This is a genomic window from Streptomyces sp. NPDC007991, from assembly GCF_042958445.1.
Classification (GTDB): domain Bacteria; phylum Actinomycetota; class Actinomycetes; order Streptomycetales; family Streptomycetaceae; genus Streptomyces.
This window is the reverse complement of sequence record NZ_JBIBJD010000007.1, coordinates 78053-101139: the sequence shown is the minus strand read 5'-3', so window position 1 is coordinate 101139 and position 23087 is coordinate 78053. Positions and strand designations below refer to the sequence as shown.

Sequence of the window (23087 nt, the reverse complement as noted above, 5' to 3'; positions counted from 1 at the left end):
TCACCTTCCCCGAACGCCGGCTTCCGGCTCCGCGAGCCGGCGCGCCTGGGTCTGCTTACGGGCCTGGAGTTGCTGGCGCAGCAGTTCGAGGCTGCGCACGACGGCGCCGACCTCGTCCTGGTAGCGGGGGTAGAGCACGGACTTGAGGTCGCCGTCGGCCAGCTTCTCCGCACTGGCCGCCAGGGCCCGCATCGGCCGGGCCACGACCAGGTACACCCAGCCGAGGCAGACGACGATCAGGGCCAGACCGAGCAGTCCGGCCAGGACGCTGCGGTCCTCGCGCTCGTACGGGGTGATCTGGAAGTCCTTGGCGTTCTGCCAGCTGACCACGGTCCAGCCGACGTCGGCCGCCACACCGCCGCCGGAGAACGGGGCGGCCGCGGCGACCGTGGTCCCGCGTCCCTCGCGGATCAGCAGGCCGTTCTCGACGGGACCCGCGCCGACGTGGACGCTGCCGGCCCGGACGAGGTCGGTGAGCGCGTCGCGGGGCAGTTTCTCGAAGGCCAGGAAGCCGTCGCTGGCGGCGATGGTCTGCGTCTTGGCGTCCACCACACGGACCTCGCCGAGCCCGGGCCGCTTCAGCAGCGAGTTGAGGAACTCGACCCGGACCTCGCCGACCAGGGTCATGCCCTTGTGGTCCGGCAGGGGCGCGGCGACCTGGACGACCGGCTTCTTGCCGCCCTTGCCGGCGACCCGGACCAGCGGCAGGCCGTCCCCGTCGGCGAAGCCGGCGCGTGGCTCCTTGCCCGCGCGGGCGACGACCTGGCCGTCCTCGTCGAGGAGGTACAGCGCCTGGTAGCGGGTGTGCTCGCGGAGGGTCTCCTCCAGCAGGGTCCGGCCGGCGTCGGCGTCGTCCGGGTCGATCAGCCGGGATGTGGAGACCAGGTCCGCCTGGGCCTCGTTGAGCGCCCGGCGCACCCGGTCGGCGACCAGGTCGGTGCGGTCGCGCTGGTCCGCGACCATGCTGGCCGGGATGCTGACGGAGTCGTCGGTGCGGTTCAGCAGGAGGCCGACGGGCAGGCACCACAGCAGCAGCAGGACGGCGGTCAGTGCGAGCGGCCCGCGCACTCCGAAGCGCCCCTTGACTCGCTGGCGGCCGCCGGGATCACCGGTCGGGCCGCCCAGCTGCGCGCGCAGCCTCTCCAGTGCGGAGCCGATGCGGGCGGCCTCACCCCAGCGGGGCACGTCCACCGGGCGGGTCAGGTCGCCCCGGGCCAGTCGGCGGGACTCCAGGAACAGCCGCAGCAGCGGCCGCTGCACGGTCGCCCACAGCACGGCCGCGGCGAGCAGTCCGAGCACCACCAGGGCGCCGGCCGCCAGCAGCCCGTACAGCTCCCGGTCCGGGCCGGCGCCCTGCTGCTGGACCACGGGCAGCAGGGCGACGACGGTGAGCCCGAGGCCCGCGCCGACGCTCTTCTTCTCCTCAGGGTCGGAGGAGGAGAGGGAGGCGTAACCGGCCGTCGCGATACGGCCGTTGTAGCTCGCGCCGACCAGGGTCCCGCTGACCCCGGGGTAGCCGTGGGAGCCCGGTTCCCTGGCGCTGACCGGGTCCTGCTCGGTCTCGTGTGCCGCCCGGGCGGACAGCCCGCTCATCTGCTTCTGGAGGAAGCCCAGCTCCTTGCGCTCCTGGTCGGAGTTGAGCGACTCGGACTGCTCGAAGCCGGCCGTGGCGAGGATCTCCCCGCCGGTGGCGACGACCGCCATGGAGCGGAACTGGCCCAGGTTGATGGAGGGCACGGACAGGCTGTTGGAGGCGAGCAGCAGCTGCTGCGGCCGGTCCTCGATGTCGAGGACCGCCATGGTCATCAGCCGTACGTCGCCGGTCTCCAGCCGCACCATGCGGGGCTTGAGGGCCGTGTCACCGGTGAGGACCTCCTTGTCCAGCCACCCGAGGGGAATCGTTTCGCCCCTCGCGGCCAGCACCTTGCCGCTCTCCAGGTCCAGGACCGTGGTGCCCGTCCACTTCTGGTACGTCTTCCCCAGGTCGGACAGGACGCGCTCGGGCTTGACCGGCGGCCCCGCGTTCAGCGCGGCGGCGGTGCGGTTCAGGTCGGTGACCCGCTCGTCGATGGAGGCGCGCAGGGCGATGGCGCCGTCCTCCGCGAAGTGCTGCTGCGAGGAGAGCACGGCCTGCGGTACGGCCTGCTCGCCGGCGGGGCCGAGCACCTGGGCGGTGAGGCCGGCGAGGGCCAGCACCAGCACGCACAGCAGCGCGATCGGGGGACGGACGCCACCCAGCAGCGGCATGTCCGCGCGTCGTCGGCTGCGTCGCCGTCCTCCCTTCACGGGGTGCACGGCGCGGGTGGGTGTCACCGGTGGTCTCCTGGGGCCTCTGGGTGAAGAACGGCCGCACCGGACACCGCCCCCGCGGGAGGGGTGACGGACCGCCGTATACAAGACTGTCGGGAAGGGCCGAGGTTGTGCCGCTCGTCCCCCTGAGCGCTGTGGCGCTAATCACGCTCCAGCGTGAGCTCCTTCAGGCCGTCGCCGCCCGGCGCCCCGCGGTTGTACAGGAAGCCACGGGTGCGGTCGGCCGCCAGCCGGTAGCGGGCGAGCCGCTCCTCGGAGATGTCGCCCGGCGCGTCGAGCACCCGCCGCACGTCGACCACCCGATGGTCCTCGACCGCGCCGGCGGGCGGTTTCTCACCGGCCTCCACCTCGGGCGGGATGTCCACCAGCGTCGTGGCGTAGCGGGCGGAGACGTCCCAGCCGTCGGTCGTCTCGCGGAACTCGAACCAGCCGATCGCGCCCTCCTCGGTGAGCCCGGTGGGCGAGGAGTGACGGGCGACCTGGTTGCCCAGGCTGTAGGCGATCCAGGTGCCGTTCACCTTCTGGATCGGCTGCACGACGTGGGCGTGGTGCCCGATGACCAGGTCGACCCCGGTCTCCGTGGTGAGCCTCTCCGCCAACTGCAGCTGGGGGACGCTCGGTTCGTTGTAGTGCTCGAGCCCCCAGTGGACCGAGAGGATGACCACCTCGGCGCCTTGCTCGCGGGCCCGGGCCTCGGCGTCCTTGATCGCGTCCGTGTCGATCTGGTTGAACGCCCACTTCTCCTTCTCCGGCGTCGGGTTCAGGAACGACATCCAGGAGAACGAGAGGTGGGCGACCTTGACGCCGTTCACGTCACGGATGTTGATCCGCTCCGCTTCCTCGGGCGTGCGAGCCGAGCCGGTGTGACCGAGGCCGGCCTTGTCCATGGCGTTGAGGGTGCGCCTGACGGCCCCCAGGCCGTGGTCGTAGGTGTGGTTGGAGGCCGTCGAGCAGGTGTCGTAGCCGACATCCTTGAGCGTCGTCAGGACCTGCGGCGGGACGAGGAACTCCGGGTACCCCTCGAAGGGGCCCCGCGGCTTCCCGACGGGCGTCTCCAGATGGCAGATGGCCAGATCGGCCTTGCTGATGACCGGCTTGATCCCGGCGAGCAGCGGCCCGAAGTCAAGCCCGGCCTCTCCCTCGCCGGTCTTCTTGGCATCCTTGGCGGCCTGGTCGACCAGCTCGGGGTGGATCAGCACGTCACCGGCGGCGGCGACGGTGAAGGAGCGGCCGCCCGGCTTCACCTGCGGTGCGGAAGCCGCGGAAGTGCACGCGGTCGCCACGGCGACGGTGGCCGCGAAAGCGGTTGCCGCCCGGGCTATCCGGAAAGGATTGCGAAGTGTCACCGCATCATATTCACATGAAGCACACATGCACCACGGACGTTGCCATCACAAGACAGTCTCATTTGACTCGTATTCTGGTCCAAATCGGACTCGTCCTCGCCTTGTTCGGCTGCCAATCGGCAACAGACCGGTCAACGGACGACTCCATTCCGCACGCCCGGGAGCTGGTGGACGTCCGCGGCAGGATCCTCGCCTACACGGCCGGCCTGGAGCCCGACGCCGCGTACACCCCGCCGGACGACACCCAGCGCGAGCGCGTCGCCGCGAGCGTCGGCCACCTCCTGGACGGCGACACCACGAAGGCCGAACGACTGCTCGCCCCTCTCGGTCTCAAGCTCACCCGCCTCACCGACACCGAGTCCGGCCGCAGGTACGACGAGGTCGCCGCCGCCCGCCCGGGCCGGGCCGAACGCTGGGGGCGCCTCTACCTGACCGCCGACTCCGACGTCCGCTGGAACGCCCAGGTGCCGCACCCGGTCTCCGACCAGGACACCGAACGCCTCGGCGTGCGGCTCCTTCAGGACAGCCCCGGCGGCTCGCTGGTCGTGGCCGGCGCGCACCGCGAGGCGGGCCGGGGCGACGCCGCCGACGTCGCCCACCGGGAGGACAGCCTCTTCCACGCCATCGTCGTGGAGTTCCAGAAACGCGACGTCCCGGGCGTCCAACTGCACGGCTTCGCCAAGGACTCGGAGCGCCCCTACGAGGCGGTCCTCTCCACGGGAGCCGCCCGGAGCACCTTCACCGAGGCCGCCGCCCTGGCCGACGGCATGCAGGCCGACGGGCTGCGGGTCTGCCGGGCGTGGTCGGCTCGCTGCCCCCTGGAAGGCACCACGAACGTCCAGGGCAAGGCCGCGGAGCGCCACCACGCCAGGTTCCTCCACGTGGAGCTCTCCCCCAAGGCACGCGGCGACGGCAACGACGCCGACGCCGCCGCCAGGGCCCTGTCAGGTCTGCTGACGACCTGGAACTCCGCCCGCCGGTGAGGAACGCCGCAAGCCGGTCAGCAGCACCCCGCCGAAGGCAACGACCGCTTGTTCCGCGCCTCCTTGCTGCGCGCGGCCAGCAACTCGTCGGCCGGGTAGCCGACCTCCTCCAGCGTCAGCCCGTGCGGCCGTACGACGTGCACCGCGGAGTCCCGTACGCCGGCCGCGAGCACCTTCGCGGGCCAGTCCGGCGGCCGGTGCCCGTCTCCCACGAACAGCAGCGCCCCGATGAGCGAGCGCACCATGTTGTGGCAGAAGGCGTCGGCCCGTACGGTCGCGGTGACGATGCCGTCGCCGCCCTTGTCCAGGCTCAGCTCCTGGAGCGTACGGATGGTGGTGGCCCCTTCCCGCTTCTTGCAGTAGGCGGCGAAGTCGTGCTCCCCGAGCAGCCGCCGCGCGGCCTCGTTCATGGCGTCGACGTCCAGGGGCCAGTCGTGCCACAGCACATGGTTGCGCAGCAGCGGATCGACGCCCCCGGGATTGTCGGTGACCCGGTACGCGTACCGCCTCCAGACCGCCGAGAACCGCGCGTTGAAGCCACTGGGCGCCTCCCTGAGGGCCCACACCCGTACGTCCCTGGGCAGCCGCCCGGCGAGCCGCTTCAGCAGCTTCTGGTGGTGCTCGGCCCAGACCTCACGCGGCAGATCGACATGCGCCACCTGCCCCCGGGCGTGCACCCCGGCATCGGTACGCCCCGCCACGGTCAGCTCGTACGTCTGCCCCGACCGCGTCACGGTCCGCAGCGCGTCCTCGATCTCCCCCTGCACGGTCCGCCGCCCCCCGGCCTGCTTGGCCCACCCGGAGAACTCACTCCCGTCATACGACAGATCGAGCCGCACACGAACAAACCCGGGCGCCACTTCATCACTCACACGCAGATCCTCTCAGAACACAAAAGCGGGCCCGCCCCTTGAAAAGGAACGGACCCGCCAACGCCCTTAAGGGGCGCGGGGAACTGCGCGACCAGCCACGAACAAACCCGCAGCCGCCGACGAACAGCCCCCGGCAGACGCTCAGGCGTCCTTGGACTCCTCAGCGTCCTCGGCCTTGGTCACATCGACCTGAGCCTCGGCAGCCTCGGCATCCTTCGCGGCACGCTTGGTCGCGGCCTCGGCCTCGCCGGTCGCCTCCTGCGCCACCGTCAGCGCCTCGACCAGCTCGATGACGGCCATGGGCGCGTTGTCGCCACGGCGGTTACCGATCTTGGTGATGCGGGTGTAGCCACCCGGACGGTTCTCGTAGCGCGGGCCGATCTCGGTGAAGAGCGTGTGGACGATGCCCTTGTCCGTGATGACCTGGAGCACCTGACGGCGGTTGTGAAGGTCGCCCTTCTTCGCCTTGGTGACCAGACGCTCGGCGTACGGGCGCAGCTTGCGCGCCTTCGCCTCGGTGGTGGTGATGCGGCCGTGCTCGAACAGCGACTTCGCGAGGTTCGCGAGCATCAGCTTCTCGTGCGCGGCGCTGCCGCCCATACGGGCACCCTTGGTGGGCTTCGGCATGGTGTTTCTCCTAGGTGTCTGCCCCGGCCGTATCAGGTACCGGGGTCAGTATCCGAGCGAGCGGTTGCCCGTCGGAGATCCGGACGCGGCCCGCAGGGGCCCGTCCGGAAGGGGCGCGGGGAACTGCGCGACAAGCCACAGCGCACCCGCACCCAAGAACCGGCGGCCGGTTCCGAGCTGTCAGTACTGCTCGGTCTCGACGAACCCGGCGTCCGCGTCGTCGTCCGCACCGAACGCGTCGGCGGCGGCGGTCGGGTCGAATCCGGGCGGGCTGTCCTTGAGGGCCAGGCCCATGCCGGCCAGCTTCGCCTTGACCTCGTCAATGGACTTCGCACCGAAGTTGCGGATGTCCAGCAGGTCCGCCTCGGAACGCGCCACGAGCTCACCCACGGAGTGGATGCCCTCACGCTTGAGGCAGTTGTACGACCGAACGGTGAGCTCCAGCTCCTCGATCGGCAGGGCGAGATCGGCGGCGAGCGCGGCGTCCGTCGGGGACGGGCCCATGTCGATGCCCTCGGCGTCGATGTTGAGCTCGCGGGCCAGACCGAACAGCTCGACCAGGGTCTTGCCGGCCGACGCCATGGCGTCACGCGGACGCATGGCCTGCTTGGTCTCGACGTCGACGATCAGCTTGTCGAAGTCGGTCCGCTGCTCGACACGCGTGGCCTCGACCTTGTACGTGACCTTGAGCACCGGCGAGTAGATCGAGTCGACCGGGATCCGGCCGATCTCCTGGCCGACCTGCTTGTTCTGCACGGCGGAGACATAGCCGCGGCCGCGCTCGACCGTCAGCTCCATCTCCAGCTTGCCCTTGCCGTTGAGCGTGGCGAGGACGAGGTCGGGGTTGTGCACCTCGACACCGGCCGGCGGCGCGATGTCGGCGGCGGTGACCAGACCCGGGCCCTGCTTGCGCAGGTACATCACGACCGGCTCGTCGTGCTCCGAGGAGACGACCAGCTGCTTGATGTTGAGGATCAGGTCGGTGACGTCCTCCTTGACGCCCGGCACGGTGGTGAACTCGTGCAGGACACCGTCGATGCGGATGGACGTGACCGCCGCACCCGGGATCGAGGACAGCAGGGTCCGGCGGAGGGAGTTGCCGAGGGTGTAACCGAAGCCCGGCTCCAGCGGCTCGATCACGAACCGGGAGCGGAACTCGTCGACGACCTCTTCGGTCAACGAGGGACGCTGAGCGATCAGCATGTGTGGATCAGATCCTTCAGTCGGGGGCGCCCGCTATATGACGCCCGACTCGACCGTCCCCGACGAAAAGGGACGGGTACTGCAAGGGTACGGGCGATACGGCCCGAAGGAGCCGTACCGCCCGAAAACCGAGACCCGAAGGCGTCGCGTCAGACGCGGCGGCGCTTCGGCGGACGGCAACCGTTGTGCGGGGTCGGGGTGACGTCCTGGATGGAGCCGACCTCGAGACCGGTCGCCTGAAGCGAACGGATGGCGGTCTCACGACCGGAACCCGGGCCCTTGACGAACACGTCGACCTTGCGCATGCCGTGCTCCTGGGCGCGGCGGGCAGCCGACTCGGCGGCCATCTGCGCGGCGAACGGCGTGGACTTCCGGGAGCCCTTGAAGCCGACGTGGCCGGCGGAGGCCCAGGAGATCACGTTGCCGGACGGGTCCGTGATCGAGACGATCGTGTTGTTGAACGTGCTCTTGATGTGCGCGTGGCCGTGAGCGACGTTCTTCTTTTCCTTGCGGCGCACCTTCTTGGCAGCGCCCTGACGACCCTTGGGGGGCATCTATAACTCCTACGGGAGGTGGTCGGTCCTGCAGCGAAGACCGCTGACGAGCGTCCGCTGAGGACTACTTCTTGCCCGGCTTCTTCTTGCCGGCGATGGCGCGACGCGGGCCCTTGCGGGTGCGGGCGTTGGTGCTGGTGCGCTGACCGCGGACGGGCAGACCGCGGCGGTGGCGCAGACCCTGGTAGGTACCGATCTCCACCTTGCGGCGGATGTCGGCCTGGATCTCGCGACGGAGGTCACCCTCGGTCTTGATGTTGTTGTCGACGTACTCGCGGATCGCGACGAGCTGCTCCTCGGAGAGGTCGCGAACGCGGGTGTTCGGGTCGACGCCGGTGGCGGCCAGCGTCTGCTGCGAGAGGGTCCGGCCGATGCCGAACACGTAGGTGAGGGCGATCTCCACGCGCTTGTCGCGCGGGATGTCAACACCGGAAACGCGTGCCATTCAATGGCTCCAGTTGCTTGACGGAGGTCTTCCACAGAACCGACTCCCAGCCGCCGTGCGAGGTACGAACTGGGTCCCCGGCCTCCGACCGGGGGTGTCGGACCACGAGGTCCGGGTCCTGCGTATGAACATATTCAGCTTGCGTCGCGCGAATCCCTGCGATGAGGCAGAGGGATCGGTCGTGCGTCAGCCCTGGCGCTGCTTGTGGCGCGGGTTGTCGCAGATGACCATGACCCGGCCGTGACGGCGGATCACCCTGCACTTGTCGCAGATCTTCTTGACGCTCGGCTTGACCTTCATGGGTGAGGTTCTCCGGGTCAGTGCCACCACCCCGGAAGCCGGGGCGCGGGCAAGATCTACTTGTAGCGGTAGACGATCCGGCCACGCGTCAGGTCGTACGGAGACAGCTCCACCACGACCCGGTCGTCAGGGAGGATGCGGATGTAGTGCATACGCATCTTGCCGCTGATGTGTGCCAGGACCTGGTGGCCGTTCTGGAGCTCGACCTTGAACATGGCGTTCGGAAGAGACTCGACGACAGTGCCCTCGATCTCGATGGCACCTTGCTTCTTGGCCACGCTTCGCCCTTCGAATCGACTACCTTGATCGACTCAGTGCGAGCGCATGCAGACATGCGGATGCACAAGAGCCGACGAGTCAGTCTACGACAGGGCTCTCGGAAACACGAATCGAGAGATCCTGCCCCAGCGGGGAGATCCTTAAGCGCACCCCAAAGGGGCGCGGGGAACTGCGCGACAAGCCACAACGAACCCGCGGCCGCCGGCGGATCCGCCCACCCCGGAAGGCGCTCAGCCCAACGGATCCGGCGCAGCGACGATCCCGAGCTCGGCGAGCTTCGCCTTACCCCCGTCGGGAGACGTGAGCACCAACGGCCCCTCCTCCGTCAGCGCCACCGAGTGCTCCCAGTGGGACGACCACGTACCGTCCGTCGTGACGACCGTCCAGTCGTCCTGGAGGACCTCGGTCTTCGGCGTGCCGAGCGAGACCATGGGCTCGATCGCGAGGCAGAAGCCCGGCACCAGCTTCGGTCCCTTGCCACGCCGGCGGTCGACGTAGTTCAGCAGATGCGGGTCCATGTGCATCTCCGTGCCGATGCCGTGGCCGCCGTAGTCCTCGATGATCCCGTACCGGCCGCCACCGGGCTTGGGCTGGCGGCGGATGTACGTCTCGATCGCCCGGGAGACGTCGACCAGCCGGTTGCCCTGCTTCATGGCGGCGATGCCGGCCCACATCGACTCCTCGGTCACCCGGGAGAGCTCGATCAGCTCCGGGGCGTGACCGGAGCCCACGAAGGCCGTGTACGCGGCGTCGCCGTGCCAGCCGTCGATGATCGCGCCGCAGTCGATGGAGATCACGTCCCCGTCCTTGAGGACGACCTCGTCGGACGGGATGCCGTGGACGACGACCTCGTTCACGGACGTGCAGATCGTCGCCGGGAAGCCGCCGTAGCCGAGGAAGTTCGGCTTGGCGTTGTGCTCGGCGAGCACCTTGCGGGCGACCTGGTCCAGATCCTTCGTCGTGGCCCCCGGCACGGCGGCTTCGCGGGTCGCCGCGTGAATGGCGGCGACGACCAGCCCCGCCTCACGCATCTTGGCGATCTGCTCGGGGGTCTTGATCTGCACCATGGGGGCTACGGCCTTTCTGGACCTACGGCGACGGTGAACGCCTTCAACGATACGGGGCCGGGCGACGGCCCCGCCCACACAGCAGCCGCGGCCCCCGAGGGGAACCGCGGCCGTAGCTGCGCACGAACGACTACTTGCCGTCCTCGCCACGCTTGAGCGCCTCCATGGCGCGCGTCGTGACGTCCTCCACCTTGCCGAGCGCGGAGATCGTGACCACCAGGCCCTGGGCCTTGTAGTAGTCGATGATCGGCTCGGTCTGCGTGTGGTAGACCTCCAGGCGCGTCCGCACCGTCTCCTCGGAGTCGTCGTCCCGCTGGTACAGCTCGCCGCCGCAGACGTCGCAGACGCCTTGCTCGGCCGGCTGCTTGTACGTCACGTGGAAGACGTGCGAGGAGTCGTTGCGGCAGATGCGGCGGCCGGCGATCCGCTTGACCACCTCGTCCTCGGGGACCTCCAGGTCCAGCACCGCGTCGAGTTGCATGCTCTCGGTCTCGAGCAGCTCGTCGAGCGCCTCGGCCTGCGAGACGTTGCGCGGGAAGCCGTCCAGCAGGAAGCCGTTCTCGGCGTCCGGCTGTTCCATGCGGTCCTTCGCCATCGCGATGGTGACCTCGTCGGGCACGAGATTGCCCGCGTCCATGTAGGACTTCGCCAGTTTGCCGAGTTCCGTCTGCTGGCTGATGTTGGCCCGGAACAGGTCGCCCGTGGAGATGTGCGGGATCGACAGGTTCTTGGCCAGGAACGCGGCCTGCGTTCCCTTACCGGCACCCGGCGGCCCGACGAGGACGATACGCATCAGCGGAGGAACCCTTCGTAATTGCGCTGCTGGAGCTGGCTCTCGATCTGCTTCACCGTCTCGAGACCGACACCCACGATGATCAAGATGCTGGTACCGCCGAACGGGAAGTTCTGGTTTGCCCCGAAACCAACCAACGCCACCGTCGGCACGAGAGCGATCAGACCCAGGTACAGCGAACCCGGCCAGGTGATCCGGTTGAGCACGTAGCTCAGGTACTCAGCGGTCGGTCGGCCAGCCCGGATGCCCGGGATGAAGCCACCATACTTCTTCATGTTGTCGGCGACTTCCTCGGGGTTGAAGGAGATCGCGACGTAGAAGAACGCGAAGAAAACGATCAGCAGGAAGTACGAAGCGATGTAATACGGGTGGTCGCCCTTGACGAAGTGTTGCTCGATCCAGGTCTTCCAGCCCGAGGTGCCTCCGGCGAACTGGGCGATCAGCGCCGGGATGTAGAGCAGCGACGAGGCGAAGATGACGGGAATCACACCCGCCTGGTTCACCTTCAGCGGGATGTACGTGGACGTACCGCCGTAGGAACGGCGGCCGATCATGCGCTTGGCGTACTGAACCGGGATGCGGCGCTGGGCCTGCTCGACGAAGACCACCAGGCCGACCATGACGAGGCCGACCGCGATGACGGTGCCGAACTCGATCCAGCCGTCGGCCAGGGAGCCCTGCTCCTTGATGGCCCACAGGGCGGACGGGAAGGTGGCGGCGATCGAGATGAACATCAGGATCGACATGCCGTTGCCGATGCCGCGGTCGGTGATGAGCTCGCCGAGCCACATCACGAACGCCGTACCGGCGGTCATGGTGATGACCATGGTGATGGTGACGAAGATCGACTGGTCCGGGACGATCTGGCTGGCCACCGGGCAACCCTGGAACAGAGCGCCGCTGCGGGCGGTGGCGACGAGGCCGGTGCCCTGAAGGATGGCGAGGGCCACCGTCAGGTAACGGGTGTACTGCGTGATCTTCGCCGTACCGGCCTGGCCCTCCTTCTTCAGGGCTTCCAGGCGCGGAATCACCACGGTCAGCAGCTGCAGAATGATGCTCGCCGTGATGTACGGCATGATGCCCAGCGCGAAGATCGTGATCTGGAGCAGCGCGCCGCCGCTGAACATGTTGACCAGACCGAACAGGCCCTGGTTGGCCTGGGCGGCGTCGATACAGGTCTGGACGTTCCGGTAGTCGACTCCTGGGATCGGGACATGTGTACCGACCCGGTAGACCACGATGATGCCGAGCGTGAAGAGCAGCTTCTTGCGCAGGTCGGGCGTCTTGAACGCCCGGGCGAACGCGGTGAGCACGGTGCCTCCTGCGACCCCCGCGCAACTGCGTCAAGGGTGACGGTCTTGAGGTTCGACGAATAAGTAACGGGCAGCTGCCGCTCAGAGTGCCCGAGGTGCGGCACCCTGTGAAAGTGGGCAGTACAGGCCACCTTACCGGCGAGACTGCCGCCCTAGGAACGACCAACCGGGGATACCCCATTTGTAGGGGTATCCCCGGTCGGGATCGCTCAGATCATCGAGACGCCTGTGGTGTTCAGACGAGCTCGGTGACGGAACCGCCGGCGGCGGTGATCTTCTCCTTGGCGGAGCCGGAGACGGCGTCGACCGTCACCTGCAGCGCCACGGAGATCTCGCCCTGGCCGAGGACCTTGACGAGGCTGTTCTTGCGAACAGCGCCCTTGGCCACCAGCGACTCGACGGTGACCTCGCCACCCTCGGGGTAGAGGGCGGCCAGCTTGTCGAGGTTCACGACCTGGTACTCGGTCTTGAACGGGTTCTTGAAGCCCTTCAGCTTCGGGAGACGCATGTGGAGGGGCATCTGGCCACCCTCGAAGCGCTCCGGAACCTGGTAACGGGCCTTCGTGCCCTTGGTACCACGACCGGCCGTCTTACCCTTCGACGCCTCACCACGACCCACACGGGTCTTGGCGGTCTTGGCGCCCGGGGCGGGACGGAGGTTGTGGATCTTGAGCGGGTTCTGCTCCGCCATGATCAGTCGACCTCCTCGACCGTCACGAGGTGGCGGACGGTGTGCACCATGCCGCGGAACTCGGGGCGGTCCTCCTTGACGACCTGCGTGTTGATGCCCTTGAGACCAAGGGAGCGCAGGGTGTCACGGTGGTTCTGCTTGCTGCCGATGTACGACTTCGTCTGCGTGATCTTGAGCTGAGCCATTACGCAGCACCCGCCCCGGCACGCGCACGCAGCAGAGCCGCGGGAGCGACGTCCTCGAGCGGCAGACCACGGCGGGCCGCGATCTCCTCGGGACGCTGCAGGCCCTTCAGGGCCTCCACGGTCGCGTGCACGATGTTGATCGCGTTCGACGAGCCGAGCGACTTCGACAGCACGTCGTGGATACCGGCGCACTCGAGCACGGCACGCACCGGGCCACCGGCGATAACACCGGTACCGGGGGACGCGGGCTTGAGCAGCACGACGCCGGCAGCCTTCTCACCCGTGATCGGGTGCGGGATGGTGCCCTGGATGCGGGGGACCTTGAAGAAGTGCTTCTTGGCCTCCTCAACGCCCTTGGCGATGGCGGCCGGCACCTCCTTGGCCTTGCCGTATCCGACACCCACGGTGCCGTCACCGTCGCCCACCACGACCAGCGCGGTGAAGCTGAAGCGACGACCACCCTTCACAACCTTGGCGACGCGGTTGATCGCGACAACGCGCTCAACGTACGCGGTCTTCTCGGCGGCAGCTGCGCCGCCGTCACGGCCCTTCCGGTCCCGCCGCTCGCCGCCACCGGCACCGCCACCGCGGCGCTGGGGTCCAGCCATTGGAATTACCTCTCTCTGTTTCCGCTAGCTACGGAACCGGCTCAGAACTTCAGGCCGGCTTCGCGGGCGGCGTCCGCCAGAGCGGCGATGCGCCCCGCGTACTGGTTACCACCACGGTCGAACACGACGGCCTCGACACCGGCGGCCTTGGCGCGCTCGGCGACCAGAGCGCCGACCTGCTTGGCCTGCGCGGACTTGTCGCCCTCGCCACCGCGGATCGAGCTGTCCAGGGTGGACGCCGACGCAAGGGTGTGACCCTTGATGTCGTCGATCACCTGGGCCACGATGTGGCGGTTCGAGCGGGTAACGACCAGACGCGGACGCTCCGCCGTACCGTTGATGTGCTTACGGATCCGGATGTGGCGGCGCTTGATCGCGGCGCGCTTGTAGGCGTCGCCCTTAAGGATCTTCTGTCCGTATGCCATGGCTTACTTACCCGCCTTTCCGACCTTGCGGCGGATGACTTCGCCCTCGTACTTGACGCCCTTGGCCTTGTACGGGTCGGGCCTGCGCAGCTTGCGGATGTTGGCCGCAACCTCGCCGACCTTCTGCTTGTCGATGCCCTCGACCGAGAAACGGGTCGGGGACTCCACCTTGAAGGTGATGCCCTCGGGGGCCTCGACCAGGATCGGGTGGCTGTAGCCGAGGGAGAACTCCAGGTTGGAGCCCTTCGCCACGACGCGGTAGCCGACACCGCTGATTTCGAGCTTCTTGACGTATCCCTGGGTCACACCGGTGATCATGTTCGCCACCAGCGTGCGGGACAGGCCGTGCAGGGCCTTGCTCTGCCGCTCGTCGTTGGGCCGCAGCACCTGAAGGGTGCCGTCCTCGGCCTTGGCGATGTCGATCGGCGCGATGACGGTGTGGGTCAGTTCGCCCTTGGGGCCCTTGACCGCGACCGTACGGCCGTCGATGGTGACGTCCACGCCGGCGGGAACCGGGATGGGGAGCTTGCCGATACGCGACATTGTGTCTCTCCTCCGTTCCCGAACTACCAGACGTAGGCGAGGACTTCCCCACCCACGCCCTTCTTCTGCGCCTGCTTGTCGGTCAGGAGACCGTGGGACGTGGAGATGATCGCCACGCCCAGGCCGCCCAGCACCTTCGGCAGGTTGGTGGACTTCGCGTACACCCGGAGACCGGGCTTGGAGATCCGCTTGATGCCCGCGATGGAGCGCTCACGGTTGGGGCCGAACTTCAGCTCCAGGACGAGGTTCTTGCCGACCTCGGCGTCCTCGACCTTCCAGCCCGTGATGAAGCCCTCCTGCTGGAGGATCTCCGCGATGTGCGACTTGATCTTCGAGTGCGGCATCGCCACGGAGTCGTGGTACGCCGAGTTCGCGTTCCGCAGACGCGTCAGCATGTCTGCGATCGGATCAGTCATGGTCATGAATTGGCCTTCGGCCTCTCTCGCCGGGGTTTCCTGGTGCGCCATCCCTCTCCCCGATCCGAGACGGGACGGGTGCGGCGCGGTGGACCTACGGCGTAGTAAGTCGTAAGGGCGGCGGCAGACGCCCAACCCCACAAGCCTAAGGCATGTGAGCTGGACGTCCTGCCGCCCCAGATGCTTACCGAGAGCCCTGCTAATCCCTGATTGGGGGGATTACCAGGAGCTCTTGGTCACGCCCGGCAGCTCGCCACGGTGAGCCATCTCACGAAGGCACACGCGGCACAGGCCGAACTTGCGGTACACGGAGTGCGGGCGGCCGCAGCGCTGGCAGCGGGTGTAGCCACGCACACCGAACTTGGGCTTGCGAGCAGCCTTGGCAATCAGAGCCTTCTTCGCCATCTCGCTCACGCCTCCTTGAAGGGGAAGCCGAGGTGACGAAGGAGCGCGCGGCCCTCAGCGTCGTTGGTCGCCGTGGTGACCACGGTGATGTCCATACCCCGGACGCGGTCGATCTTGTCCTGGTCGATCTCGTGGAACATGACCTGCTCCGTGAGACCGAAGGTGTAGTTGCCACGGCCGTCGAACTGCTTGGGGGACAGGCCGCGGAAGTCGCGGATGCGCGGCAGCGCGAGCGACAGGGTGCGGTCCAGGAACTCCCACATGCGGTCGCCACGGAGCGTGACGTGGGCACCGATCGGCTGGCCCTCACGCAGCTTGAACTGCGCGATGGACTTGCGGGCCTTGGTGACGGCCGGCTTCTGACCGGTGATCGTGGTGAGGTCGCGGATGGCGCCCTCGATCAGCTTGGAGTCGCGGGCGGCGTCGCCCACACCCATGTTGACCACGATCTTGACGAGACCGGGGATCTGCATGACGTTCTCGTACTTGAACTCGTCACGCAGCTTGCCCGTGATCTCCTCACGGTACTTCTGCTTCAGGCGCGGAGTGGTGGTGGTCGTCATCAGATGTCCTCACCCGTCCGCTTGGCAACGCGGATCTTGTTGCCTTCGTCGTCGAAGCGGTAACCGACGCGGGTCACGACCTTCTTGCCGTCCTTCTCCACGACCAGCTGGACGTTGGAGACGTGGATCGGCGCCTCGGTGGTGACGATGCCGCCGGCCTGCGAACCGCGAGCCGTCGGACCGGCCTTGGTGTGCTTCTTGACCCGGTTGACACCCTCGACCAGGACACGGTCCTCACGGGGGAAGGCCGCGATGACCTTGCCCTGCTTGCCCTTGTCCTTACCGGTGATGACCTGGACCAGGTCGCCCTTCTTGATCTTCATGCTCACAGCACCTCCGGCGCGAGGGAGATGATCTTCATGAACTTCTTCTCGCGCAGCTCACGGCCGACGGGGCCGAAGATACGGGTGCCACGGGGGTCGCCGTCGTTCTTCAGAATGACGGCGGCGTTCTCGTCGAAGCGGATGTACGAGCCGTCCGGACGGCGGCGCTCCTTGACGGTGCGAACGATGACCGCCTTGACGACGTCACCCTTCTTCACGTTGCCACCGGGGATCGCGTCCTTGACGGTGGCGACGATGACGTCACCGATACCCGCGTAGCGGCGACCGGAGCCGCCGAGCACACGGATGCAGAGGATCTCCTTCGCACCCGTGTTGTCGGCGACACGCAGTCGCGACTCCTGCTGGATCACGTCTATCTCCTGGTTGTCTGCCGGTTCCCGGGGAGAAGCGTGAATGACTCACGCTTCTCCCCGAGCCTGGCGGAACGATGCCTAGGGGGTCCCCCTAGGCGGGATTACTTGGCCTTCTCGAGGATTTCCACGACGCGCCAGCGCTTGGTCGCCGACAGCGGACGGGTCTCCATCAGGAGAACCCGGTCGCCGACGCCGGCGGCGTTCTGCTCGTCGTGCGCCTTGAGCTTGTTCGTACGGCGGATGACCTTGCCGTACAGCGCGTGCTTGACGCGGTCCTCGACGGCGACGACGACGGTCTTGTCCATCTTGTCGCTGACGACCAGACCCTCACGGGTCTTGCGGAATCCGCGGTCCGTCTTGGTCTCTTCAGTCACGTTGCTCTCGCTCATCAGGCGCTCTCCACCGTCTCGATGCCCAGCTCGCGCTCACGCATCAGGGTGTAGATCCGCGCGATGTCCTTGCGGACGGCCTTGAGCCGACCGTGGTTCTCGAGCTGGCCCGTCGCCGCCTGGAAGCGGAGGTTGAACAGCTCTTCCTTGGCCTCGCGGAGCTTGTTGAGCAGCTCCTCGTTGCCCAGCTCGCGCAGCTCGGACGCCTTGGTACCGGCCGACATCACGCTTCACCTGCCTCGCGCTTGACGATCTTGCACTTCATCGGCAGCTTGTGAGCCGCACGGGTCAGGGCCTCGCGCGCGATCTTCTCGTTGGGGTACGACAGCTCGAACATCACGCGTCCGGGCTTGACGTTGGCCACCCACCACTCCGGCGAGCCCTTACCGGAACCCATGCGGGTCTCGGCCGGCTTCTTGGTGAGGGGGCGGTCCGGGTAGATGTTGATCCAGACCTTGCCACCACGCTTGATGTGACGCGTCATGGCGATACGAGCGGCCTCGATCTGGCGGTTCGTCACATAGGCCGGGGTCAGCGCCTGGATGCCGTACTCGCCGAACGCAACCTGCGTGCCACCCTTGGACATGCCGTTGCGCTTGGGGTGGTGCTGCTTGCGGTGCTTGACCCTACGGGGGATCAGCATGTCGGTCAGGCCTCCGTTCCGGTGCTCTCAGCCGGAGCGGCGGCGGCGGGAGCCTCGGCCTTGGGGGCCTCGGCGCCGGCAGCCTGCTGCGGCTTGCGACCGCGCCGCTCGCCACCGCGGCCACCACGGGCCGGGCGGTCGGCACCGCCGCGCGCCGGGCGGTTACCCGCACGGGCAGCGGCGTTCTCGGCGCGGACCTCGGCGATGTTCTTGACGTCGCCCTTGTAGATCCAGACCTTCACACCGATGCGGCCGAAGGTCGTCTTGGCCTCGAAGAAGCCGTAGTCCACGTTCGCGCGGAGCGTGTGCAGGGGCACACGGCCCTCGCGGTAGAACTCCGAGCGGGACATCTCGGCGCCACCGAGGCGGCCACCGCACTGGATCTTGATGCCCTTGGCGCCGGCCTTCATGGCGGACTGCATGCTCTTGCGCATGGCCCGACGGAAGGAGACGCGGGAGGAGAGCTGCTCGGCGACGGCCTGGGCGACCAGCTGGGCGTCGGTCTCGGGGTTCTTGACCTCGAGGATGTTCAGCTGGACCTGCTTGCCGGTGAGCTTCTCGAGGTCACCGCGGATGCGGTCGGCCTCGGCGCCGCGGCGGCCGATGACGATGCCCGGACGAGCGGTGTGGATGTCCACACGCACACGGTCACGGGTGCGCTCGATCTCGACCTTGGAGATGCCGGCGCGCTCCATGCCGGACGTCATCATCCGACGGATGGCGACGTCTTCCTTGACGTAGTCCTTGTACAGCTTGTCGGCGTACCAGCGCGACTTGAAGTCGGTCGTAACGCCGAGCCGGAACCCGTGCGGGTTTACCTTCTGGCCCATTACCGGGTTCCTTCCTTGCTGCTGACGACCACGGTGATGTGGCTGGTCCGCTTGCGGATCCGGTAGGCACGGCCCTGGGCGCGCGGACGGAACCGCTTCAGGGTCGGGCCCTCGTCGACGTAGGCCTCGGAGATGTAGAGGCTGTCGACATCGGTGTGGTCGTAGTTGTGCGCGGCGTTGGCGATGGCGCTGTCCAGCACCTTGCCGACCGGCACGCTCGCGGCCTGCGGGGCGAAACGCAGGACCGCCTGAGCCTCCGTGGCGTTCAGGCCACGGATGAGGTCCACCACGCGGCGGGCCTTCATGGGCGTGACGCGGATGTACCGCGCCTGGGCCCTGGCTTCCATGGTTGTCCCTTCAGTGTCTGTCATGATCATTCACACCCCGCTGGCTAGCGGCGCTTCGACTTCCGGTCGTCCTTGACGTGACCCCGGAAGGTGCGCGTCGGCGAGAACTCGCCGAGCTTGTGGCCGACCATCGACTCGGTGACAAACACCGGGATGTGGGTCTTGCCGTTGTGCACCGCGATCGTGTGGCCCAGCATGGCCGGGACGATCATCGAGCGACGGGACCAGGTCTTGATGACGTTCTTGGAACCCGCTTCGTTCTGGGCGTCCACCTTCTTGATCAGGTGGTCGTCGACGAAGGGCCCCTTCTTGAGACTGCGCGGCATCTAAACCCGCTCCTAGCGCTTCTTGTTCGTCTTGCGGCGGCGGACGATGTACTTGTTCGACGCCTTCTTGGGCGAACGAGTACGGCCTTCCTTCTTGCCCCACGGGGACACCGGGTGGCGACCACCGGAGGTACGGCCCTCACCACCACCGTGCGGGTGGTCAACCGGGTTCATGACCACACCACGCACGGTCGGGCGGACGCCCAGCCAGCGCTTGCGGCCGGCCTTGCCCCAGTTGATGTTGCTCTGCTCGGCGTTGCCGACCTCGCCGACCGTGGCGCGGCAGCGCTGGTCGACCAGGCGGATCTCACCGGACGGCATGCGCAGGTGGGCCATCGAGCCCTCCTTCGCGAGCAGCTGCACCGAGGCGCCGGCGGAGCGGGCGAACTTCGCGCCGCCGCCCGGACGCAGCTCGATGGCGTGCAGCGTGGTACCGACCGGGATGTTGCGCAGGGCCAGGTTGTTGCCCGGCTTGATGTCGGCCCCGGGACCGTTCTCGACGCGGTCGCCCTGCGACAGGCCACGCGGCGCGAGGATGTAGCGCTTCTCGCCGTCCGCGTAGTGCAGCAGCGCGATGCGCGCGGTGCGGTTGGGGTCGTACTCGATGTGCGCGACCTTCGCCGGCACGCCGTCCTTGTCGTGACGACGGAAGTCGATCACGCGGTAGGCGCGCTTGTGGCCACCACCCTGGTGGCGGACGGTCACACGACCGGAGTTGTTACGGCCACCCTTGCTGTGCAGGGGGCGGACCAACGACTTCTCCGGCGTGGACCGCGTGACCTCGACGAAGTCGGCGACGCTGGCGCCACGACGGCCAGGAGTCGTCGGCTTGTACTTGCGGATACCCATTTCTCAGTCCTCGTCCGATTCCGGACGATCCTGACCGCTTACGCGGTCGGACCGCCGAAGATGTCGATACGGTCGCCCTCGGCGAGGGTCACGATCGCGCGCTTGGTGGACGCGCGCTGGCCGAAGCCCGTGCGGGTCCGCTTGCGCTTGCCCTGGCGGTTGATCGTGTTGACCCCGGTGACCTTGACCGAGAAGACCGACTGAACGGCCTGCTTGATCTGGGTCTTGTTGGCGCTCGGGTCGACGATGAACGTGTACTTGCCCTCGTCGAGGAGCGCGTAGCTCTTCTCCGAGACGACCGGCTTGAGCAGCACGTCACGGGGGTCCGTGAAGGACTTGCTCAGCGGGGTCTCGACGGTGTTCTTGCCCTCGGTGGCGTGGCGACGCGCCTTCTTGACGCGGGCCTCCTTGGCCTTCTTCGCGGCCTTCGAGGCGATAGCGGGGTGACGGATGGCCATCAGACCTCGCTCCCTTCGGTGTCGTTGGCCTTCGGGCCGGCGACGAAGGACTCGAAAGCGGCCTTGGTGAAGACCACGTCGTCCGAGACGAGAACGTCGTACGTGTTCAGCTGGCCCGGCTCCAGGATGTGGACCTGGGGCAGGTTGCGGGCGGACAGCCACGCGGCCTCGTCGGAGCGGTCGACGACCAGGAGCAGGTTCTTGCGCTCGCTGATCTTGCCGAACAGGCTCTTGGCGGCCTTCGTGGAGGGGGTCTCGCCCTCGACCACGCCGGAGACGACGTGGATGCGGTTGTTGCGGGCCCGGTCGGTGAGGGCGTGACGCAGCGCGGCAGCCTTCATCTTCTTGGGCGTCCGCTGCGAGTAGTCACGCGGCACGGGACCGTGCACGACGCCACCACCGGCGAACTGCGGCGCGCGGGTCGAACCCTGACGGGCGCGACCGGTGCCCTTCTGGCGGTACGGCTTCTTGCCACCGCCGCGGACCTCGCCACGGGTCTTGGTCTTGTGCGTGCCCTGGCGGGCAGCGGCCAGCTGCGCGACGACGACCTGGTGGATCAGCGGAATGCTGACCTTCTCGACGTCGAAGATCTCCGCGGGGAGCTCGACGGAACCGGCCTTGTCGCCCGCCGGCGAAAGGATGTCAACAGTGCTCATTACCTCAGGCCCCCTTGGCCGCGGTGCGGACCAGGACGAGGCCGCCGTTCGGACCGGGAACCGCGCCCTTGATGAGCAGCAGACCCTTCTCCGCGTCAACGGCGTGGACGGTCAGGTTCTGGGTGGTGACCCGCTCGTTGCCCATGCGACCCGCCATGCGGAGGCCCTTGAACACACGGCCCGGGGTGGCGCAGCCACCGATGGAACCGGGAGAGCGGTGCTTGCGCTGGGTGCCGTGTCCGGCGCCGAGGCCACGGAAGTTGTGGCGCTTCATGACACCGGCGAAGCCCTTGCCCTTGCTCTTGCCGGTCACGTCGACCTTCACGCCGGCCTCGAACACCTCAGCGGTGATCTCCTGGCCCAGCGTGTACTCGGAGGCGTCCGCGGTGCGGATCTCGACGAGGTGGCGACGGGGGGTGACGTCGGCCTTGGCGAAGTGGCCCTTGAGGGGCTTGTTCACCTTGCGCGGGTCGATCTCGCCGAAAGCGATCTGGACGGACTCGTAGCCGTCGACATCGTTCGTACGGACCTGGGTGACGACGTTGGGGCCGGCCTTGACGACGGTGACCGGGACGACGCGGTTGTTCGCGTCCCAGACCTGCGTCATGCCGAGCTTCTCGCCCAGGATGCCCTTGATCTGCTTAGCCATCTCTCAGATCACCGGCCTCAGAGCTTGATCTCGATGTCGACACCGGCCGGGAGGTCGAGTCGCATCAGAGAGTCAACGGTCTTGGGGGTGGGGTCGAGGATGTCGATCAGGCGCTTGTGCGTGCGCATCTCGAAGTGCTCGCGCGAGTCCTTGTACTTGTGCGGCGACTTGATGACGCAGTACACGTTCTTCTCAGTGGGCAGCGGCACCGGGCCCGCGACCGACGCACCAGTACGCGTCACCGTCTCGACGATCTTCTTCGCCGAGCTGTCGATGACCTCGTGGTCGTAGGCCTTGAGCCGGATGCGGATCTTCTGTCCCGCCATGGCTACTCAGTAGTCCTGTCTCTCGTAACGCTCTGGAACCCGGTGTTCCATTTCCCTTCCCTCTCCGACCCACGCGGTCGGGCGTGTCGCGCTCCCGCTGACACAGATGTCCCTTGTTCGAACATCCCTGCGGGATTGCACACGGCCCTTCCGGTACCGCGAGCCGGAGGCGAAAGCCCACCGGGTGCCTGGCCGGCGCCGCACTGACACTTCCCGAAAGATTCCCGTACGTCCGCCCCAGCGCTGCCGTGTGGCAGTTAGGGCGACGAGTACTGTGGGACTCGCTTCCGGTCCCCCCGGCGGGAGGCGCGCAGCATCAACACTCGACCGAGCAACTCGGACAGTCTGCCATACGGGGCACGGCGGACGCCAATCGAGCCGGAGAGAATACCCCGGGGGTGACAGGAATCAAACGCCACCGACCCCGAACCCCAGACCGGGGTCGATCACAGCCCTGCCTGTTCGGGACGCCCCGATCATTTCTTCCCCCACCGCCCAGTTCATGAACGCCGACCGCGCAGGGCCCGCCAGGCGTCACTGACGGCATAGACGGACTCCAGCCGCCAGGTCTCCAGCTTGTCCTGCACCTTTGACACGATCTTGCGCCATTTGAGCCACATCGGAAGCTGCCGGAACGGCACGTAGTCGAGGGTGTCGTCGATGGCGTTCTCGGCGATGCTCTTGCGGCCGGGACCCTCCGCCCGCAGTGCGGCGTACAGCTCTGGCGTCAACGCGCCGTTGAGCCGGGCCGCGGTGCCCGCCGCGGTGAACGCGAACCCGCGCTGAGCGGCATCCGGTAGCTGCATCGCCTGGACGATCCGAGGCGACGCATCCTCCAGCGAACAGTTGAAGGCCAAACCGATCGCCGCTGTACCGAGATGCTTTTCGCCACGCTCGAACGCGGCATCCCACTCTGCCGGGTCGTCGATGCCCAACAGTCCTTCGCCGCTTTCCCAGTCCAAGTCGGACGCCATAACGAACCGTCCCCG

At 67.7% G+C, this 23087-nt stretch carries 35 protein-coding genes; 1 reads left to right on the top strand and 34 read right to left on the bottom strand.

Annotated elements, in window-relative coordinates:
* Positions 1-2247 carry a HAMP domain-containing protein gene (locus ACFZDA_RS21140; protein ID WP_391084572.1) on the bottom strand — a complete coding sequence of 749 codons (2247 nt, stop codon included), beginning with the start codon at positions 2245-2247 and terminating at the stop codon, positions 1-3.
* A 203-nt stretch (positions 2248-2450) separates the two neighbouring features.
* Entirely contained in the window at positions 2451-3593 is a 1143-nt protein-coding gene (locus ACFZDA_RS21135; protein ID WP_391084569.1) for a CapA family protein, read from the bottom strand.
* A 230-nt stretch (positions 3594-3823) separates the two neighbouring features.
* Here ACFZDA_RS21135 and ACFZDA_RS21130 point away from each other — a divergent pair, with 230 nt between their 5' ends.
* Complete coding sequence (locus ACFZDA_RS21130) at positions 3824-4639, top strand: hypothetical protein (RefSeq protein ID WP_391083519.1); 816 nt, start codon at positions 3824-3826, stop codon at positions 4637-4639.
* 17 nt (positions 4640-4656) lie between these two features.
* Here ACFZDA_RS21130 and truA read toward each other — a convergent pair whose 3' ends face one another.
* From truA to ACFZDA_RS20970, 32 genes are all read right to left on the bottom strand, one after another.
* Positions 4657-5511, bottom strand: coding sequence for a tRNA pseudouridine(38-40) synthase TruA (truA, locus tag ACFZDA_RS21125; RefSeq protein ID WP_391083516.1), 855 nt, complete (start codon positions 5509-5511; stop codon positions 4657-4659).
* A gap of 141 nt (positions 5512-5652) precedes the next feature.
* Positions 5653-6138: a 50S ribosomal protein L17 gene (rplQ, locus tag ACFZDA_RS21120; RefSeq protein ID WP_391083513.1), complete on the bottom strand. Its 486-nt coding sequence runs from the start codon at positions 6136-6138 to the stop codon at positions 5653-5655.
* Between the two features lie 180 nt (positions 6139-6318).
* The gene (locus ACFZDA_RS21115; protein ID WP_003966937.1) at positions 6319-7341 is read right to left on the bottom strand and encodes a DNA-directed RNA polymerase subunit alpha; all 1023 of its coding nucleotides are present in this window, start codon (positions 7339-7341) and stop codon (positions 6319-6321) included.
* Positions 7342-7490: 149 nt separating this feature from the next.
* On the bottom strand, positions 7491-7895 hold the full coding sequence (rpsK, locus tag ACFZDA_RS21110) for a 30S ribosomal protein S11 (protein ID WP_003956432.1): 405 nt from the start codon (positions 7893-7895) through the stop codon (positions 7491-7493).
* A gap of 64 nt (positions 7896-7959) precedes the next feature.
* A complete protein-coding gene (rpsM, locus tag ACFZDA_RS21105; protein WP_010036675.1) occupies positions 7960-8340 on the bottom strand; it encodes a 30S ribosomal protein S13 in 381 nt (126 codons plus the stop codon).
* A 186-nt stretch (positions 8341-8526) separates the two neighbouring features.
* Complete coding sequence (gene rpmJ / locus ACFZDA_RS21100) at positions 8527-8640, bottom strand: 50S ribosomal protein L36 (protein WP_003974245.1); 114 nt, start codon at positions 8638-8640, stop codon at positions 8527-8529.
* Between the two features lie 56 nt (positions 8641-8696).
* Positions 8697-8918 carry a translation initiation factor IF-1 gene (infA, locus tag ACFZDA_RS21095; RefSeq protein WP_003948620.1) on the bottom strand — a complete coding sequence of 74 codons (222 nt, stop codon included), beginning with the start codon at positions 8916-8918 and terminating at the stop codon, positions 8697-8699.
* 231 nt (positions 8919-9149) lie between these two features.
* Complete coding sequence (gene map, locus ACFZDA_RS21090; RefSeq protein WP_391083508.1) at positions 9150-9986, bottom strand: type I methionyl aminopeptidase; 837 nt, start codon at positions 9984-9986, stop codon at positions 9150-9152.
* A 130-nt stretch (positions 9987-10116) separates the two neighbouring features.
* The gene (locus ACFZDA_RS21085) at positions 10117-10779 is read right to left on the bottom strand and encodes an adenylate kinase (protein WP_391083505.1); all 663 of its coding nucleotides are present in this window, start codon (positions 10777-10779) and stop codon (positions 10117-10119) included.
* Positions 10779-12092 (bottom strand): preprotein translocase subunit SecY, encoded by a 1314-nt coding sequence (gene secY / locus ACFZDA_RS21080; RefSeq protein ID WP_391083502.1) that lies wholly within the window; start codon positions 12090-12092, stop codon positions 10779-10781. The genes ACFZDA_RS21085 and secY overlap by 1 nt, the downstream gene beginning before the upstream one ends.
* A gap of 235 nt (positions 12093-12327) precedes the next feature.
* On the bottom strand, positions 12328-12783 hold the full coding sequence (rplO, locus tag ACFZDA_RS21075) for a 50S ribosomal protein L15 (RefSeq protein WP_003998813.1): 456 nt from the start codon (positions 12781-12783) through the stop codon (positions 12328-12330).
* A gap of 2 nt (positions 12784-12785) precedes the next feature.
* Positions 12786-12968: a 50S ribosomal protein L30 gene (rpmD, locus tag ACFZDA_RS21070; RefSeq protein ID WP_005481207.1), complete on the bottom strand. Its 183-nt coding sequence runs from the start codon at positions 12966-12968 to the stop codon at positions 12786-12788.
* Positions 12968-13576 (bottom strand): 30S ribosomal protein S5, encoded by a 609-nt coding sequence (rpsE, locus tag ACFZDA_RS21065; RefSeq protein WP_030671799.1) that lies wholly within the window; start codon positions 13574-13576, stop codon positions 12968-12970. The genes rpmD and rpsE overlap by 1 nt, the downstream gene beginning before the upstream one ends.
* A 41-nt stretch (positions 13577-13617) precedes the next feature.
* The gene (rplR, locus tag ACFZDA_RS21060) at positions 13618-14001 is read right to left on the bottom strand and encodes a 50S ribosomal protein L18 (protein WP_003992369.1); all 384 of its coding nucleotides are present in this window, start codon (positions 13999-14001) and stop codon (positions 13618-13620) included.
* 3 nt (positions 14002-14004) lie between these two features.
* The gene (gene rplF / locus ACFZDA_RS21055) at positions 14005-14544 is read right to left on the bottom strand and encodes a 50S ribosomal protein L6 (RefSeq protein ID WP_010036705.1); all 540 of its coding nucleotides are present in this window, start codon (positions 14542-14544) and stop codon (positions 14005-14007) included.
* Between the two features lie 23 nt (positions 14545-14567).
* Positions 14568-14966: a 30S ribosomal protein S8 gene (rpsH, locus tag ACFZDA_RS21050; protein ID WP_003992367.1), complete on the bottom strand. Its 399-nt coding sequence runs from the start codon at positions 14964-14966 to the stop codon at positions 14568-14570.
* Between the two features lie 213 nt (positions 14967-15179).
* Positions 15180-15365, bottom strand: coding sequence for a type Z 30S ribosomal protein S14 (locus ACFZDA_RS21045; RefSeq protein WP_003948630.1), 186 nt, complete (start codon positions 15363-15365; stop codon positions 15180-15182).
* A 5-nt stretch (positions 15366-15370) separates the two neighbouring features.
* Positions 15371-15928, bottom strand: coding sequence for a 50S ribosomal protein L5 (rplE, locus tag ACFZDA_RS21040; protein ID WP_010036711.1), 558 nt, complete (start codon positions 15926-15928; stop codon positions 15371-15373).
* Entirely contained in the window at positions 15928-16251 is a 324-nt protein-coding gene (rplX, locus tag ACFZDA_RS21035) for a 50S ribosomal protein L24 (RefSeq protein WP_010036713.1), read from the bottom strand. Before rplX ends, rplE begins: the two co-directional genes overlap by 1 nt.
* Before the next feature lie 2 nt (positions 16252-16253).
* Positions 16254-16622: a 50S ribosomal protein L14 gene (gene rplN, locus ACFZDA_RS21030; protein ID WP_003998823.1), complete on the bottom strand. Its 369-nt coding sequence runs from the start codon at positions 16620-16622 to the stop codon at positions 16254-16256.
* 104 nt (positions 16623-16726) lie between these two features.
* Positions 16727-17014: a 30S ribosomal protein S17 gene (gene rpsQ / locus ACFZDA_RS21025; RefSeq protein ID WP_010036717.1), complete on the bottom strand. Its 288-nt coding sequence runs from the start codon at positions 17012-17014 to the stop codon at positions 16727-16729.
* The gene (gene rpmC, locus ACFZDA_RS21020; RefSeq protein ID WP_010036720.1) at positions 17014-17238 is read right to left on the bottom strand and encodes a 50S ribosomal protein L29; all 225 of its coding nucleotides are present in this window, start codon (positions 17236-17238) and stop codon (positions 17014-17016) included. The genes rpsQ and rpmC overlap by 1 nt, the downstream gene beginning before the upstream one ends.
* A complete protein-coding gene (rplP, locus tag ACFZDA_RS21015; RefSeq protein ID WP_004984526.1) occupies positions 17238-17657 on the bottom strand; it encodes a 50S ribosomal protein L16 in 420 nt (139 codons plus the stop codon). The genes rpmC and rplP overlap by 1 nt, the downstream gene beginning before the upstream one ends.
* A 5-nt stretch (positions 17658-17662) precedes the next feature.
* On the bottom strand, positions 17663-18487 hold the full coding sequence (gene rpsC, locus ACFZDA_RS21010; RefSeq protein ID WP_010036723.1) for a 30S ribosomal protein S3: 825 nt from the start codon (positions 18485-18487) through the stop codon (positions 17663-17665).
* Positions 18487-18834: a 50S ribosomal protein L22 gene (gene rplV, locus ACFZDA_RS21005; RefSeq protein WP_010036727.1), complete on the bottom strand. Its 348-nt coding sequence runs from the start codon at positions 18832-18834 to the stop codon at positions 18487-18489. Before rplV ends, rpsC begins: the two co-directional genes overlap by 1 nt.
* 44 nt (positions 18835-18878) lie before the next feature.
* Positions 18879-19160, bottom strand: coding sequence for a 30S ribosomal protein S19 (rpsS, locus tag ACFZDA_RS21000; RefSeq protein WP_007384069.1), 282 nt, complete (start codon positions 19158-19160; stop codon positions 18879-18881).
* Between the two features lie 12 nt (positions 19161-19172).
* The gene (rplB, locus tag ACFZDA_RS20995; protein ID WP_086560683.1) at positions 19173-20009 is read right to left on the bottom strand and encodes a 50S ribosomal protein L2; all 837 of its coding nucleotides are present in this window, start codon (positions 20007-20009) and stop codon (positions 19173-19175) included.
* 38 nt (positions 20010-20047) lie between these two features.
* Positions 20048-20467, bottom strand: coding sequence for a 50S ribosomal protein L23 (rplW, locus tag ACFZDA_RS20990; RefSeq protein WP_338782539.1), 420 nt, complete (start codon positions 20465-20467; stop codon positions 20048-20050).
* Positions 20467-21123, bottom strand: coding sequence for a 50S ribosomal protein L4 (gene rplD, locus ACFZDA_RS20985; RefSeq protein ID WP_391083486.1), 657 nt, complete (start codon positions 21121-21123; stop codon positions 20467-20469). Before rplD ends, rplW begins: the two co-directional genes overlap by 1 nt.
* Before the next feature lie 4 nt (positions 21124-21127).
* Positions 21128-21772: a 50S ribosomal protein L3 gene (rplC, locus tag ACFZDA_RS20980; RefSeq protein ID WP_010036739.1), complete on the bottom strand. Its 645-nt coding sequence runs from the start codon at positions 21770-21772 to the stop codon at positions 21128-21130.
* 17 nt (positions 21773-21789) lie between these two features.
* Entirely contained in the window at positions 21790-22098 is a 309-nt protein-coding gene (gene rpsJ, locus ACFZDA_RS20975) for a 30S ribosomal protein S10 (protein WP_003948644.1), read from the bottom strand.
* 500 nt (positions 22099-22598) lie between these two features.
* Complete coding sequence (locus ACFZDA_RS20970) at positions 22599-23072, bottom strand: hypothetical protein (protein WP_391083483.1); 474 nt, start codon at positions 23070-23072, stop codon at positions 22599-22601.
* Between the last annotated feature and the right edge of the window lie 15 nt (positions 23073-23087).